This is a genomic window from Mesorhizobium sp. W016 (assembly GCF_054719485.1).
In genome coordinates this window covers 2,826,739-2,839,843 of record NZ_JBTTIF010000002.1, presented here as the reverse complement: position 1 = coordinate 2,839,843, position 13,105 = coordinate 2,826,739, and the positions used below count along the sequence as shown (strand labels likewise).

The 13,105-nt window shown below is 64.5% G+C and carries 14 protein-coding genes; 7 read left to right on the top strand and 7 right to left on the bottom strand.

Features of this window, described 5'->3' with window-relative positions; genetic code table 11:
* Nucleotides 1-79 precede the first annotated feature (79 nt).
* On the top strand, nucleotides 80-979 hold the full coding sequence (gcvA, locus tag ACYG9V_RS14140) for a transcriptional regulator GcvA (protein WP_023673467.1): 900 nt from the start codon (nucleotides 80-82) through the stop codon (nucleotides 977-979).
* Between the two features lie 58 nt (nucleotides 980-1,037).
* Here the strand turns inward: gcvA and ACYG9V_RS14135 are convergent, their stop codons facing one another.
* Both ACYG9V_RS14135 and ACYG9V_RS14130 read right to left on the bottom strand, forming a co-directional pair.
* Nucleotides 1,038-2,141, bottom strand: coding sequence for a flavin-containing monooxygenase (locus ACYG9V_RS14135; RefSeq protein ID WP_023673466.1), 1,104 nt, complete (start codon nucleotides 2,139-2,141; stop codon nucleotides 1,038-1,040).
* A 108-nt stretch (nucleotides 2,142-2,249) separates the two neighbouring features.
* Complete coding sequence (locus ACYG9V_RS14130; protein WP_023727056.1) at nucleotides 2,250-2,666, bottom strand: winged helix-turn-helix transcriptional regulator; 417 nt, start codon at nucleotides 2,664-2,666, stop codon at nucleotides 2,250-2,252.
* Nucleotides 2,667-2,803: 137 nt separating this feature from the next.
* Between ACYG9V_RS14130 and ACYG9V_RS14125 the strand changes: the two genes are divergently transcribed.
* A complete protein-coding gene (locus ACYG9V_RS14125) occupies nucleotides 2,804-3,391 on the top strand; it encodes a dihydrofolate reductase family protein (RefSeq protein ID WP_023727055.1) in 588 nt (195 codons plus the stop codon).
* A gap of 95 nt (nucleotides 3,392-3,486) precedes the next feature.
* Here the strand turns inward: ACYG9V_RS14125 and ACYG9V_RS14120 are convergent, their stop codons facing one another.
* Nucleotides 3,487-3,915, bottom strand: coding sequence for a VOC family protein (locus ACYG9V_RS14120; protein WP_352764519.1), 429 nt, complete (start codon nucleotides 3,913-3,915; stop codon nucleotides 3,487-3,489).
* Between the two features lie 247 nt (nucleotides 3,916-4,162).
* On the opposite strand from ACYG9V_RS14120, the gene ACYG9V_RS14115 reads away from it, so the two are divergent.
* The gene (locus tag ACYG9V_RS14115; RefSeq protein ID WP_352764447.1) at nucleotides 4,163-5,371 is read left to right on the top strand and encodes an MFS transporter; all 1,209 of its coding nucleotides are present in this window, start codon (nucleotides 4,163-4,165) and stop codon (nucleotides 5,369-5,371) included.
* A gap of 30 nt (nucleotides 5,372-5,401) precedes the next feature.
* On the opposite strand, the gene ACYG9V_RS14110 is transcribed toward ACYG9V_RS14115, so the two are convergent.
* Nucleotides 5,402-7,696, bottom strand: a complete 2,295-nt coding sequence (locus tag ACYG9V_RS14110; protein WP_460221960.1) for a cation:proton antiporter domain-containing protein — start codon at nucleotides 7,694-7,696, stop codon at nucleotides 5,402-5,404.
* A gap of 238 nt (nucleotides 7,697-7,934) precedes the next feature.
* Between ACYG9V_RS14110 and ACYG9V_RS14105 the strand changes: the two genes are divergently transcribed.
* Nucleotides 7,935-8,666 carry a DUF2270 domain-containing protein gene (locus ACYG9V_RS14105; RefSeq protein ID WP_023747823.1) on the top strand — a complete coding sequence of 244 codons (732 nt, stop codon included), beginning with the start codon at nucleotides 7,935-7,937 and terminating at the stop codon, nucleotides 8,664-8,666.
* Between the two features lie 37 nt (nucleotides 8,667-8,703).
* Here the strand turns inward: ACYG9V_RS14105 and ACYG9V_RS14100 are convergent, their stop codons facing one another.
* On the bottom strand, nucleotides 8,704-9,048 hold the full coding sequence (locus tag ACYG9V_RS14100; protein WP_023673886.1) for a PQ-loop domain-containing transporter: 345 nt from the start codon (nucleotides 9,046-9,048) through the stop codon (nucleotides 8,704-8,706).
* Nucleotides 9,049-9,333: 285 nt separating this feature from the next.
* Between ACYG9V_RS14100 and ACYG9V_RS14095 the strand changes: the two genes are divergently transcribed.
* The gene (locus ACYG9V_RS14095) at nucleotides 9,334-9,639 is read left to right on the top strand and encodes a hypothetical protein (RefSeq protein WP_023689804.1); all 306 of its coding nucleotides are present in this window, start codon (nucleotides 9,334-9,336) and stop codon (nucleotides 9,637-9,639) included.
* Between the two features lie 52 nt (nucleotides 9,640-9,691).
* Here ACYG9V_RS14095 and ACYG9V_RS14090 read toward each other — a convergent pair whose 3' ends face one another.
* Together ACYG9V_RS14090 and ACYG9V_RS14085 are read right to left on the bottom strand one after the other, a co-directional pair.
* The gene (locus tag ACYG9V_RS14090) at nucleotides 9,692-10,324 is read right to left on the bottom strand and encodes a Vgb family protein (protein ID WP_023747825.1); all 633 of its coding nucleotides are present in this window, start codon (nucleotides 10,322-10,324) and stop codon (nucleotides 9,692-9,694) included.
* Nucleotides 10,325-10,353: 29 nt separating this feature from the next.
* The gene (locus ACYG9V_RS14085) at nucleotides 10,354-11,574 is read right to left on the bottom strand and encodes a hypothetical protein (protein WP_023747826.1); all 1,221 of its coding nucleotides are present in this window, start codon (nucleotides 11,572-11,574) and stop codon (nucleotides 10,354-10,356) included.
* Nucleotides 11,575-11,963: 389 nt separating this feature from the next.
* On the opposite strand from ACYG9V_RS14085, the gene ACYG9V_RS14080 reads away from it, so the two are divergent.
* Both ACYG9V_RS14080 and ACYG9V_RS14075 read left to right on the top strand, forming a co-directional pair.
* Entirely contained in the window at nucleotides 11,964-12,716 is a 753-nt protein-coding gene (locus ACYG9V_RS14080) for a DUF899 domain-containing protein (RefSeq protein WP_023695474.1), read from the top strand.
* An 84-nt stretch (nucleotides 12,717-12,800) separates the two neighbouring features.
* A complete protein-coding gene (locus ACYG9V_RS14075; RefSeq protein WP_023747827.1) occupies nucleotides 12,801-13,073 on the top strand; it encodes a hypothetical protein in 273 nt (90 codons plus the stop codon).
* Nucleotides 13,074-13,105: the final 32 nt, after the last annotated feature.

Sequence of the window (13,105 nt, the reverse complement as noted above, 5' to 3'; positions counted from 1 at the left end):
GTTCGACCAGTGCTATAAACGGTTTTGCCATCTGGTTCGAACCAGAAAGCCTGAAATCAAGCTGTAGAAAAACTCCTGCATGCCTGAAGCCTTCCTGAGCCTGCCGCCGTTGAATGCGCTGCGTGCCTTCGAAGCCGCCGCGCGTCACCTCAACTTCCGTATCGCCGCGCAGGAGCTGAACGTGACTCAAGGGGCGGTGGCGCAGCATATACGCGGGCTGGAAGCGGATCTCGGCGCAAAGCTGTTCGACCGGCTGCCGCGCGGCCTGGCGCTCACCGACGAGGGCCGCGCCTATATGCCGAACATCCGCCGCGCCTTCGAGCTGATCTCGGAGGCCACCTTGCTGCTGCGGCCCGAACCGGCGCGGCTGACGATCAGCGTCACGCCGAGCTTTGCCACCAAATGGCTGATCCCGAAACTGCCGGAGTTCGTCGCGCACAACCCGCTCGTCGATCTGCGAATCCTGGCCAGCGAAAACCTGTCGAGTTTTCAGGCCGACGGCGTCGACATTGCGGTCAGGCAAGGCCGCCCGCCCTTCGGCGCCGGCCTGATGGTCGACCTGTTGTTCCCACAGCAGATCGTCGCCATCTGCAGCCCTGCCCTGCTGCCTACCGAGGCGAACGAGATCGCGACGGCCGATATCCAGCATCATGTCCTGTTGCACGACGCGCACAATCTGTGGCCGGAATTCATGGAGAGAGCGCTCGGCCTGAGGATGGCCACCGGGGCCAAACGCATGCGCTTCAACCAGACAGGCCTAGCCATCGACGCCGCCATTGCCGGCCAAGGCATCGCACTGGCCAGCCGTTTCCTCGTCGCTGCCGACATTGCCGCCGGCCGGCTGGTGCAGCCGATCAACGCGGAGATGCGTGGGACGCACGATTTCTATGTCGTGATGCCGCGCAAGCAACGGCACCCAGAACCGACGCAAGCCGTGCGGCAATGGCTGCTGGATGAGGGCGATGCGGCGCGGCTGTGATAGATAGCCGATCTCCCCGCAAGGCGGGAGATCCGCAGCTTGGCCGACGCCGCCCCTTTCAGCCTCGCCGAGCAATGTCGGCCGCCACTGCCTTCGCCTCGCGTCCAATTTCCCTGAGCAGACCGGTGACCGGATTGTAGAAGCCGACGAGGTAGAGGCCGAGTTGCGAGGCGCGGGCGTTGACGCCACTGCGCTCCGGCTGCAATTCCACGGGCAGAAACTTTTCGTAGCCCGGGCGATAGCCGGTGGCGAGGATGACGGCGTCGAAATTTTCCAGCCTGCCGTCGGTGAACGCAGCGCCGCGCTCGGTGAAGCCCGCTATGTCGGGTGCGATCTTGATGGCGCCTTTGGTGATGGCGTCGACCGTGCCGACGTCGATGACCGGGATGCGGCCGACTTCGTCGATCTGTTGCAGGATGCCCTGCTTCGGCCTGACGATGCCGTATCTCTCGAGCTTGCCCAGCGCGAAATCGAGGATGATCGGAAACATCCACTCGTTCAGCGCCTGCGGCATTGGCCGGCTGGCGATGCCGACCATCTGGATCGGCACGCCAAACAGCTGGCGCGGCACGATGTGGACGCCCTTGCGCACCGAAATGGTCGGACGCGCGCCACTTTCCGCCAAGTCGAGCGCGATCTCGGCGCCGGTGTTGCCCATGCCGACGATCAGCACCGAGCGGCCAGCAAAGGGCGCCGCTTGCGTATAGTCGGCGCTGTGCAGCACCTCGCCCTTGAAAGCCTCGATGGCAGGGAGCCGGGGGACGATCGGCTCGGCATTGTTACCGCTGGCGATGACGACATGGCGCGCCTTCAGGTTGTCCGAACCTGTCTCGACCAGAAAACCGCTGTCGGTACGGCGAATGGCTTTCACCGTTATGCCGAAGCGCGGGCGCAGATCGAATTTTTCCGCATAGTCGTCGAGGTAACGGACCACCAGTTCGCGCGGCACGTAGCGCGGATAATTTTTGGGAAAGGGCAGGAACGGCAGCGACGAGAACGACTTGACCGTATGCAGATGCAGTCGCCGATAGTGCCGCCGCCAGGCGGGCGCGATCTCCTGCGATCTTTCGAGCAGGATGAAATCCACTCCTGCCCGCTTCAGGCAGGCACCGACCGCAAGGCCGGCAGGCCCGGCGCCGACAATAACGACAGTGGTGTCCAAGCAATTCTCCTCCCGCCGGGTTGGCAGAGGTTATGTGCAGAGGCGCAGGCGGGACAAGTCACCCGTTGCGCAGCATCCCGGCCGCGAAGGGAGGGCTGGCGTTGCTCCCTAGCCGATATGCTCGGCGCGCAGCTTCTTCTTTATCTGCTCCAGGCCCGCCTCGCCGCCCCCCGCCAGTTCGTCGGCGATCCTTGCCAGCTCGTCATCGGCGTTGCGGTACTTGCTGCCCCAGGCGCCGAGCGTCGCCAGCACCGGCAACAGGTCGATGCCCGCCTCCGTCAGCTTGTAGATCGCCTTGAGCTTGTGCGTGGGGTCGTCGCTTCTGGTGACAATGCCCTCATCCTGCAAGGTCTGCAGCCGCTCGGCCAGCGTGCGCGACGAGATGCCTTCGCCTGATAGCAGAAACTCCCGGAAGTGCCTTTTTCCCGCGAAAATCATGTCGCGGATGATCAGCAGCGTCCAGCGGTCACCGAGCAATTCGAGCGACAGGCTGATGGGGCAGCCGGATCTTTCCCTGGTCGACATTCTCAATGCTTCCATTTCTAAATCACTTTACTATTGACATCATTTTTCTCTCGTGTCAATGGTTCCGAAAGTAAAGCAATCACCAACGCCGCCTGACCTGGCGCTGGTGACACCAGAGCTCAATCAGGAGAACAACGATGAGAAAACTGATCCTGCAGATGCAGATGTCGGTCGACGGTTTTGTCGGCGCGGCCGGCGATGAGCACTGGCAGCTCTGGGAATGGGGCGCCAACTGCCCGTGGGACGACGACTTGAAGCAGGATTTCAACGCGGTGTTCGCCGGCATCGATACCATTCTGCTCAGCCGCAAGATGGCCGAAGAAGGCTATCTAACCCATTGGGGCAATGCGGCAAAAAACTATCCGCACGATCCCTTCTACGCCTTTGCGCAGCGCATCGTCGAGGCGCGCAAGGTGGTGCTGAGCGACAAGCTCGCGGCATCGCGGTGGGAGCGCACGACGCTTGCCAGCGGCGACCTGCCGCGCGAGGTCAAGGCGCTGAAAGCTGAAGGTGAAGGCGACATGGCGGTATTCGGCGGCGCCGGCTTTGCCTCGGCGCTGATTGCAGCGGGACTGGTCGATGAGTTCCAGCTGTTCATCAATCCGGCCGCGCTGGGCGACGGCGAGCGGATTTTCGACTGTGGCGGCTTCCTGAAATTGCGCCTGCTCGGCTCTAAAGCCTATGCCTGCGGAATGGTGGTGAACCGCTACGCGCCGGCAATGTGAAGTAGTTCAGCGATTGAATCCGTGGACCGCTTCAACTCTTTGTTTTTACGAGAACTCCGGACGGATCACCGCAACCCGCTCCTCGTGAACCTGCGCTAGAAATTGATCTCGACCGAAGCGGCACTTCGCTTTGCCGGCCCGTGAAACACCGCCTCGATGTTGTTGCCGTCGGGGTCGAGCAGGAAGGCGGCGTAGTAGCCGGAGTGGTAGGGCCGCTCACCCGGCGCGCCATTGTCGGCGCCGCCGGCATCGAGGCCGGCCTTGTAGAACGCATCGACCATGGCGTTATCCCTGGCCTGGAAGGCCAGATGATGGCGCCCGGTCAGTTGTCCCCTCGCCGCCCGGCTGTCGAGGCTTGAGATGAACAGCTCGTCGGCCCAGAAATAGTCCTCGGCCTCGCCGCCGATCGGAATGCCGAGCATCTTGAAGACGGCTTCATAGAAGCGCCGGCTCGCCGCGAGGTCCCTGACCACCAGCTGGACGTGGTCGATGAGGCGGCCGCGATGCAGTTCCATGAGCGATATCTCCCGTCGCGAGACCACAAAGCTAGTGCCGCGGAGCGGCTCGTCAATTCGGCAGTCTATCTTGTCGGCGCGCTTGGCAGCCTTACACCCCTGCTTTTGTCATATCCGGATGGACTTCCACGCAGACCGGATAAAAAATGCAACCGGATTGTCGGATTCGAAATCCCGCCAACGTCCTTCGGACGCAAGCGGCGCAACGGAGCTGGAGCGAGTGGCGCTGCATCGAAACCGATCTCGGGAGAAGAGCATGAACAGTTCCTACCGTTGGGTGATCGTCGCGTGCGGCGCGCTGATGACCTGTGTGGCGCTCGGCGCGATGTTTTCGCTGGCGATCTTTCTCGAGCCGATGGCGCTCGAAACCAACTGGTCGCGAACCGGCATTTCCAGCGCCATGACGCTGAATTTCTTGGTGATGGGGGCCGGCGGTTTTGCCTGGGGCGCCATCTATGACCGTGTCGGCGCCCGCCCGGTGGTTTTTGCCGGCGCGGTGCTGCTCGGCCTGTCGCTGGTGGTGGCGAGCCGAGCCCAATCGCTGCTAGTCTTCCAGCTGAGCTATGGCGTCATCGTCGGGCTGGCGGCCAGCGCCTTCTTCGCGCCGATGATCGCGCTGACCACCGCCTGGTTCGAGACCCATCGCAGCCTGGCCGTGTCGCTGGTCTCGGCCGGCATGGGCGTGGCGCCGATGACCATTTCACCCTTCGCGCGCTGGCTGATCACCGCCTACGACTGGCGTACCGCCATGTTCGATATCGGCATCATGGCCTGGGTGCTGTTGCTGCCGGCCGTCTTCCTGGTGCGCCAGCCGTCGACGGCGGTCGCGGCAGCGGATGGCAGCGCGCCCGCGCCTGCCGCGGCCCCCGGCATGTCAGTCGGCCAGGCGCTGCGCTCGCCGCAATTCCTGGTGCTGGGTATGACCTTCTTCGCCTGCTGCGCAGCGCATTCGGGGCCGATCTTCCACATGGTGAGCTATGCCATGTCGTGCGGCGTGGCGCCGATGGCAGCCGTGTCGATCTACAGCGTCGAGGGCCTTGCCGGGCTTGGCGGGCGCGTGCTCTACGGCGTGCTCGGCGACAGGCTGGGCGCCAAGCCGGTGCTGATCGTGGGCCTCGCCATCCAGGCGGTGGTGATCGCCGCCTATCTCGCCGTCGGCAATCTCGAGCAGTTCTATCTCCTGGCGATCATCTTCGGCGCCACCTATGGCGGCGTCATGCCGCTCTATGCGGTTCTGGCGCGCGACTATTTCGGGCCGCGCATCATCGGCACGATACTTGGCGCCGCGACCCTGTTGTCCAGCCTCGGCATGTCGTTCGGCCCGCTCGCCGGCGGCATGATCTTCGACGCCTATGCCAGCTATTCCTGGCTGTTCATCGGCTCGGCGCTGATCGGACTCGGTGCTGCCGGCATCGCCATCGCGTTCCCGCCGCAGCCCGGCCGAGAGAGGCTGCAGGCGGCATGAGCGAAATTTCCCCTCGAGGGGAAATACTCATCACCCTGTCGCCGTTCCCGAGCGCAGCTCTTCCCTGACCTCGTCGTCGCGGCTGAGCCTGGCGTCCGAGATCAGCACCACCGGGCATTGGCAGCGCTGCAGCACGCCTGTGGTCGTCTCGCCGAAGAAGAGTTCCTCGCCAGGGCGCCGCGCCACGCCCATGACGATCAGCGCCGCCCCCCTGCCGGCCTGGCGGGCAATGGCATCGGCGGCGGCGGCCCGGCTGCGGATGGCCGTCTCGATCTCGACGCCATAGCGGTCGGCTAGTGCGACGGTATCCTTCAGCACCGCCTCCCTGCGGCGATGCGAGACAGTGTCGCGCGGTTCGTCGCGGCCGACGCGCGCGACATAAAGTATCTTGACCCGCGCACCCGTGACCGCTGCAATCGCCAGCGCCATTTCGGCACCCCGGCGGGCGATCGCGGTGCCGTTGACCGGAACCAGAATCTTCCCGCCTTCAGGTCCTAGCCTTGGCATCTGGCGGCCGGCGCCGGTCGCCTTCAGCACCAGGCATAGCGGGCCCTCGAAGGCGCCGGCGATCTCGTTGATGCGGCGGGCAAACCCACCTTTCGACGTGACCGCGCGGCCGAGCCCGATCAGCAGCAGCCCATAGCCTTTGCGCGCCTCCTTGGCAACCGTTTCGGCCGAAAGCTCGGCCTCGTGGCGCCGCGTGACAGGCGCCGCGCGGGCCAGCTCCTCGTCCGAACTCCTGGCGGCCTCGCGGCTGTCCTCGGCACCCTTTTCGATCGGCTCGAGCTTCGCATCCGTGCCGGGCTCGGCCTCCTCCCCCTCGCCTCGGGCATGCAGCACCGTCGTCGGCCTGCCGGCGCCCACAACTCCTGCGAGGTAAGCAGCAAAGCGGCCGACAACGCCCTCATCGGTCACCACCAGCAGTCGTTCCAGATTGGCGATGAAGCCGCGTTGGTCGATCTCCTCGCGCTCCAGACGCTTCTTCTCGGTCTCGCCCATCGGCAAGCGGCCGAGTGCCCAACGCAAGGTCGGCGGCATGGCGAGCGTGGTGATGACGGCCATGGTCACGATCATGGTGAAAAGATTGTGCGACAGAACGCCGATCGACAGGCCAATAGAGGCGACGATGACTTCGGTCGAGCCGCGCGCGTTCATGCCGCAACCGACGGCGATGCCTTCCTTGCGGCTCAAGCCGGCAAGCTCGGCGCCGATGAAGGCGCCGGCGAATTTGCCGAAGCTGGCGATCAGCACCAAAGCGGCCGTGAGTAGCGCAAGCTCGTGGTCAACAAGCACGGTGAGATCCGCCGAAAGGCCGGCGACGCCGAAGAAAACCGGCATGAACAGCGCCATGATGACGCCGCGCAATTGCCCTTCGATATGACGCGACAGGATCGGCAATTCCCCAACCAGTATGCCGGCGACGAAGGCGCCGAGCACGGTGTGGACGCCGATCAGATCGGTGATCAGCGCCATTGCGCCCATGATGGCGAGAATGACGGTGACGACGGCGTATTCGCTGCGGAACGTATCGTTGGTCCAGCGGATGGCGTCGAAGACGATGCGGCGGCCAATCGTGAAGGAAAACCCCATGAAGGCGGCGACGCCGACAATGGTGAAGGCAAGGCTGCCGAGCTCGATGCGCCCCTTGGTGGCGATGCCGATGGTGATGGCGATGATCACCCAGCCGATCGTGTCCTCGATGATGGCCGACGAGACGATGATCTGACCGAGATCGCGGCGCATGAAGTTCATCTCGCGCACCACCATGGCGACGATCTTGACCGAGGAGATCGACAGCGCCGTGCCGAGGAAGAGACCGGCGACAATGCGCTCGGTTCCGTCGGCCAGCAGCGAGGCCGGCATGAACTGTGCGGCGGTGAAGCCGAGCGCGAAAGGCACGGCGACGCCCGCGGCGGAGATGGAAAAGCACGCACGGCCGACCCTGCGCACCAGCCGCAGATCCGTCTCCATCCCGGTGAGCAACAGAAGCATCAACACGCCGAGCTGGGCGATGGCGCTGATCATGCTCTTTTGGGTGGCGTCGCCTGAAAAGATCACGCGTTCTGCTTCCGGCAATAGCCAGCCGAGCAGCGATGGCCCGAGCAGGATGCCGCCGATGAGCTGACCCATCACCGCCGGCTGGCCGAGACGCTCCAGCAATTCGCCGATGCCGCGGCCGACGAGAAGCAGAAGGAGGATTTCGAGAACGAAAATGCCCTCGCTGGACATGCCGGTCTTTTCGGCTGCCAACGATGCGGCCGGGATGAATGCGAAAGCTGCCGCGGCAAGCGCGACCGGCCGGCGCCGGTTGACCACGAAGGACATGCACCCCCTCATCGTGCCCGGTATAACGTTTGCGGGCGAGATCGGTTGCACGCCACGCTCCCTTGGCGCGCCGCAGGTTACTCATTACCTGAATCGCATAACAGGCCTATCTGACTGCGGATAAACCGCCGAGACCCGGGCCGGCGACGGAACATTTTCAACCGATTGCGCGTTGCGCAGATGGGGATGACCGGCGTCGTTTCGGCCGGCCATGGCGTTGGGAGGCGCATGGCAAGGGATGTCCCAGGTCAAGACCGTGAAAACCGACGAAGCGGCTGCAGCGCCGCGGGCGTCTGATGCGTTCGCGCTGAAGCTCACCTCATCGGAATTCGTGGCCACCATGTCGCATTTCCACCGCGCCGAAATCGCCCGCATGGCCGGCTGGCGCGACCGGCTGGACCGTACCAGCAACTGGGCGATTACTGTCGTCGCCGCCATGCTCTCAGTCTCACTCTCGACGCCCAGCGCCCATCACGGGGTGCTGCTCTTTGCCATGCTGCTGACCACGCTGCTGCTATGGATCGAGGCGCGGCGCTATCGTTTCTTCGACGTCTACCGGGCCAGGGTGCGCCAGTTCGAGCGCTATTATTTCGCGCAGATCTTCTCGCCGCAGCCCGACTACGCCTCCAACTGGCTGGCCATCGTCGGCGAAGGCCTGCGTTCGCCGCGCTTCCTGATCTCGCAACGCGCGGCGTTGGTGCGCCGGCTGCGCCGCAACTACATTTTCATGTACACGATCCTGATGCTGGCGTGGGTGCTGAAGATCACGACGCCCAGTCTGCAGCGCGAAGGGTCGCCGATAGGCTTGGGCGCGTCATTTCTCGACGCCGCGCGCGTGGCGCAGCTCGGCCCGGTTCCAGGCATCTATGTCGCGTGCATGGTCGGGCTGTTCTATGTCGGCCTGCTCGCAGCCGCTTTCCTCATCTCAAGCGACGATGGCGAGCTTTCGCATGGCACCGTGCATGTCTGAGAGCGGCCTCGAAAAGCGCAATCTGCCGCGGTGATCTTCAGCAGACATTGTCGACCATCAGAGCGGTCGCTTCCGACCGGCTTGCGGCTTCCTCAACTGGAAGCCGTGCGCGATGGCGCTTGTAGGCGGTGAGCGCGATGACCAGCACGCAGCATACGGCGTTCAGCCAGTTGATCGCCGCCAGAGCGGGATCGTTCAGATTGATGTGGGCGTAGAGTCCCGTCGTGGCGTTGGCGCCTGTCCACAACAGCCAGGTCGCGTAGGAAATCGCCGACGCCCCGTGCCTGTCCCGGGCCACCCGCACGATCTGCGGCAGGTAGGACACCACGCGCAAGCCATTGAAAATAGTGAAAAGATAAAAAGACAGATCAGCAAGTGTCATCCGAAACCCCTGTCATGGCCGGACGTCCCATAGCGTTCCTTGCAGTGGCGGCATGTGAGCCCGTTCACATGCCGGCTTCGATTTTCCTGTTGCGGCCCGGCACTCGGATTCTTTCGCCATGTGGGCCGTTCGCCGTGAGCCAGCCCGACGAGGTCGACATGAACCAGATCCTGTTTCGGCCGACGGCGCGGGAGTACTAAACAGATCTCGTGCTTGGGCAAAGTTCGGGTTGACCGCTGCCAAGAGCGCGGCGACTATCCCTGCAACGTGCAGGAGGACATGAGAATGGACGAACCCGATCGCTGGCGGCACATGGCGAGCGCGCCCAAGGACGGCAGCCGCATCCTGGTCACGGTCAGGCCATCGGAACAGGGGCCGGCCGAGGTCGACCTCGCTTACTGGTCGCGCGCCGACCAGTTCGGCACGGAGGGCTGGCGCTCTTCCGATTCGTCGCCAGGACGGGTGATCGAATACCCCGAACCGGAGTTGAAATGCTGGATGCCGCTGCCGACGGCCAATCTGAGCCGGGCTTCAATGCCAAGTCCGTGGCAAGGCGAAGACGTCCCGCTGCTCGACGGCTCCGGGATATGATCTCGGCGGGATGACCGTAGGAAATACGCTGCCGGCCTAATACTTGACGGCCTTACTTCGGCCGGCGCACCGATCGCACCATGCCGCCGGGGCCGCTGCCGCAAAAGAAGCGGTCGCCGCCGTCGGATTCGAGCCCGGAAACGCCCACCCCTGCCGGCATGTCGAGCCGTTCCAGCACCTTTCCGCTTTGCGGATCGACGCGCCGGACATCGCTCTGGTCGCCTTCCCAGGTGCCGTGCCAGAGCTCGCCATCGACCCAGGTCACTCCGGTGACGAAGCGGTTTGAGTCGATGGTCCGCAGGATTTTCCCGGTCTCGGGATCGATCTGGTGGATCTTGCGCTCCCGGTTCTGCCCCACCCAGAGCGTGCCCTCGGCCCAGGTCATGCCGGAATCGCGGCCGCCGCCGGGCGCCGGGATGGTGGAGAGCACCTTGCCGGTATCCGGGTCGATCTTCTGGATGCGGTCCCCGGCGAGCTGAAACAGATGCCGGCCGTTATAGGCGGTGCCGGCATGGGCGGCGACATCGATCGAGCGCAGCGTCTCACCGCTTGCCGGATCGAAGGCGGTCAGCCGCTCGCCCGTCGCAAACCAGACATTCTGTCCGTCGAAGCTCACGCCGTGCACGGTGTCGACATCAGGAAAGGGCCCGTATTCGCGCAGGATTTCCGCTGCTGAATGTTTCATGTCCTGGTCCTCGATCATGGTCACCTTTCCTAGCCGTTCGGCAGCGGCGACGGGAGTAACAAGGTGGTCGTGAAACCAGCGACCGGTGGCGTCATCCAGCGCCGCGCCCGGCCCTGGCCGAAGGACTGCACTTTGCCGGTCTCGGCCAACTGCTCGAGCGCCCGCTGTACGCTGCGCTGTCCAGCGCCCAGCGCCAGCGCCAACGCCGAGCTGGCCCAGGATTCACCATCGGCCAGGAAGGCCAGCAGCGCGGCGTGCCGCTCCTCGATCGGCCGCGCCAGCACCGCCACGGAGCCTGCTTCGCGCGGCGCCAGCGCAAAGCCCTGGCTGGTCGCGCCGATGCCGGCCAGCGGGCGCAATTCGGCGCGCAGGCGGCCGATCTCGACCCGCAGCCTGGCGCGATGCGATTCATCGGCATGCCGGCCGCCAAAGGCGCGGGCAATCAGCGTCGCCCTCGGCACATCCGCCGGCCAGGCTTCGGCAAGCGCGCGCGCCAGCGCAAACAGCACCGGGCGCGTTGCCAGGGATATCGTTGTTTCCTGCTTGTGCACGATATAGCGGAACGTATCGACGACCAAGGCCGGCGACGCCTGCAGTGCCTCGACCTCCTTGAGCAGCAGCGGGCGCTCCTCGCCGCCTGCGATCAGCCGCGCCGCCGGCGTCTCCAGTGCCAGGAAGGCGCTGTCGACCTCCGCCATAAGACCCGGAATGCCGGCCCGGCGGGCGGCATAGCGCGCCCACTCAAGGGCTGCGCGCGCGGCCTTCGTCTTCAGGCGCCGCATGGCGATGCCGGCAACCGCGAGTTCATGCGCAGCGCGTGAGGCCGGCGGAAGCGGCGACGGATCGAGCCCAACCAGCACGTCTTCAGCCTCGTCGAGGCGGCCGATCAGAAGCAGGCGGCGCACCTTGAGATGCCCGGCATGCGCCGCGTTCAGCCGGTCGCCATGCTTTTCCAATGTCGACCGCGCCGCGTCGAGCGCCTTGGATGGCCAGCCGAGATCACGCGAAACAAGCGCGATCTCGGCTTCGGCGACAACGCATCTGGCGCGCGCCACCGCCTCCTTTGGACCGAAGGCACGGCCGGCCCTACGCAACAGTACTTTGGCGCGGTCGAGATCGCCGAGCTGCGCCATGGCAATGCCGCGCAACGCCAGCGCCGGGGCATCCTCGCGCAAGGCGACGCGGTCGAGTGCCGCCAGCGGGTTGCCCGCCGCCAGCGCCAGCCCTGCCGCGGTGATCAGCGAGTCCATGCAAATCCCGTCACATTTGTAACTCCCACCGCTCCCCTTACCGGCCCTAACTTAAGTCACCACCGCCAAGCAGCAAGCTGCGGACGGCGACCTAGCCATCTGGACTGGTTGAAGACGCCCAGGCCTGCGTTGACGGCAATATTCGCATTCGCTAGCCTGAGCATCTCAGACAGTCGCGTTAAGCTTCTCAATAAGGAAAAACCGACCATGCCTGCTTCCGAGGACCTCGAGCCCACCGTGCGGCCTCGCCACCCCTGCTGCGGTGGCCCGCCTGCAAATGCCGTCACATTTGTAACTCCGCCCTCGCCGCCTCGCGGCCCTAGCCTGCCTCACGATCAACAGGCAACGACAAGCCACAACGGCTCAACAATTGGCAAAGGAAACAAGCAATGACCAAGCACGTGGCAATGAAGACCCCACCGGTCGTTTCAAGGCAGGAATGGGAAGCCGAGCGCGAAAAGATGCTGGTGAAGGAAAAGGCAACGATGCGCGCCAGGGACGCGCTGTCGGCCGAGCGCCGGCGCATGCCATGGATGGAAGTAGACAAGGCTTATGTGTTTGAGGGTCCCAACGGCAAAGCGAGCCTGCTCGATTTGTTCGAGGGCCGGCGGCAGTTGATCGTCTACCGCGCCTTCTACGAACCCGGCGTCCACGGCTGGCCCGAACATGCCTGCCGCGGCTGTTCGCTCGGCGCCGACCAGGTCGGCCATCTCGCCCATCTGAACGCCCGCAACACCACGCTTGCCTATGCCTCCCGCGCGCCGCAGGCCGACATTGCCAGCTTGAAGCAGCGGATGGGTTGGGAGATGCCCTGGTACACAATCACCGACAGTTTCGACAAGGATTTCGGCGTCGACGAATGGCACGGCCACAACGTGTTCATCCAGGACGGCAAGAAAGTCTATCGCACCTACTTCATCAACAACCGCGGCGACGAGCAGATGGGCACGGTCTGGAGCTACCTCGACGCAACGCCGCTCGGCCGCCAGGAAATCTGGGAGGATTCGCCCGAAGGCTATCCGCAGACCGAGCTCTACAGCTGGTGGAACTGGCACGACAATTACGACGCCGCACCCGACAAGACGTGGGAGGAAGTGTCGGCGGCCGGCGAAGCCGCGTTCCGCAACAAGGACGGCAAGTAAGGACCTGGAGCGGCCCATCCAGCTTGGTTTCCTGTCCCTCACGGGACAGGAAAGCCGGGCATTGATCATCAAGGGATTATGACCATGAGCGATATCGGCACAGGCACCGGCAGTGAGGTCCCTCAACGCTCCGATGCAGTTTCTCTCCGCACCGCCGACTGGCTGTGCCTCGCCGCGGCCCCTGTTTTCGCCGTGATGGCGCTGCTTACCTGCATTCACGCTGGCGACGGCGTCATGTCGTGCCTGGGGGCCGATGCCTCCCCGCTCACCGGCATGCCGCTGATGTATCTCTTGATGAGCGCCGTCCATCTGGCGCCTTGGCTGCGCGTGATTTCCGGCCGGCCGATCCGGCGATAGGCTGGACCGCCGCCGCCATGCTAACGCTCTTT

What these genes read in the sequence shown, in the direction of transcription:
- ACYG9V_RS14075 (WP_023747827.1), top strand. Translation starts at nt 12,801, where the DNA reads ATGAGCGATATCGGCACAGGCACCGGCAGTGAGGTCCCTCAACGCTCC.
- ACYG9V_RS14090 (WP_023747825.1), bottom strand. Translation starts at nt 10,324, where the DNA reads ATGAAACATTCAGCAGCGGAAATCCTGCGCGAATACGGGCCCTTTCCT.
- ACYG9V_RS14080 (WP_023695474.1), top strand. Translation starts at nt 11,964, where the DNA reads ATGACCAAGCACGTGGCAATGAAGACCCCACCGGTCGTTTCAAGGCAG.
- ACYG9V_RS14085 (WP_023747826.1), bottom strand. Translation starts at nt 11,574, where the DNA reads ATGGACTCGCTGATCACCGCGGCAGGGCTGGCGCTGGCGGCGGGCAAC.
- ACYG9V_RS14105 (WP_023747823.1), top strand. Translation starts at nt 7,935, where the DNA reads ATGTCCCAGGTCAAGACCGTGAAAACCGACGAAGCGGCTGCAGCGCCG.
- ACYG9V_RS14115 (WP_352764447.1), top strand. Translation starts at nt 4,163, where the DNA reads ATGAACAGTTCCTACCGTTGGGTGATCGTCGCGTGCGGCGCGCTGATG.
- ACYG9V_RS14125 (WP_023727055.1), top strand. Translation starts at nt 2,804, where the DNA reads ATGAGAAAACTGATCCTGCAGATGCAGATGTCGGTCGACGGTTTTGTC.
- gcvA (WP_023673467.1), top strand. Translation starts at nt 80, where the DNA reads ATGCCTGAAGCCTTCCTGAGCCTGCCGCCGTTGAATGCGCTGCGTGCC.
- ACYG9V_RS14100 (WP_023673886.1), bottom strand. Translation starts at nt 9,048, where the DNA reads ATGACACTTGCTGATCTGTCTTTTTATCTTTTCACTATTTTCAATGGC.
- ACYG9V_RS14110 (WP_460221960.1), bottom strand. Translation starts at nt 7,696, where the DNA reads ATGTCCTTCGTGGTCAACCGGCGCCGGCCGGTCGCGCTTGCCGCGGCA.
- ACYG9V_RS14130 (WP_023727056.1), bottom strand. Translation starts at nt 2,666, where the DNA reads ATGTCGACCAGGGAAAGATCCGGCTGCCCCATCAGCCTGTCGCTCGAA.
- ACYG9V_RS14095 (WP_023689804.1), top strand. Translation starts at nt 9,334, where the DNA reads ATGGACGAACCCGATCGCTGGCGGCACATGGCGAGCGCGCCCAAGGAC.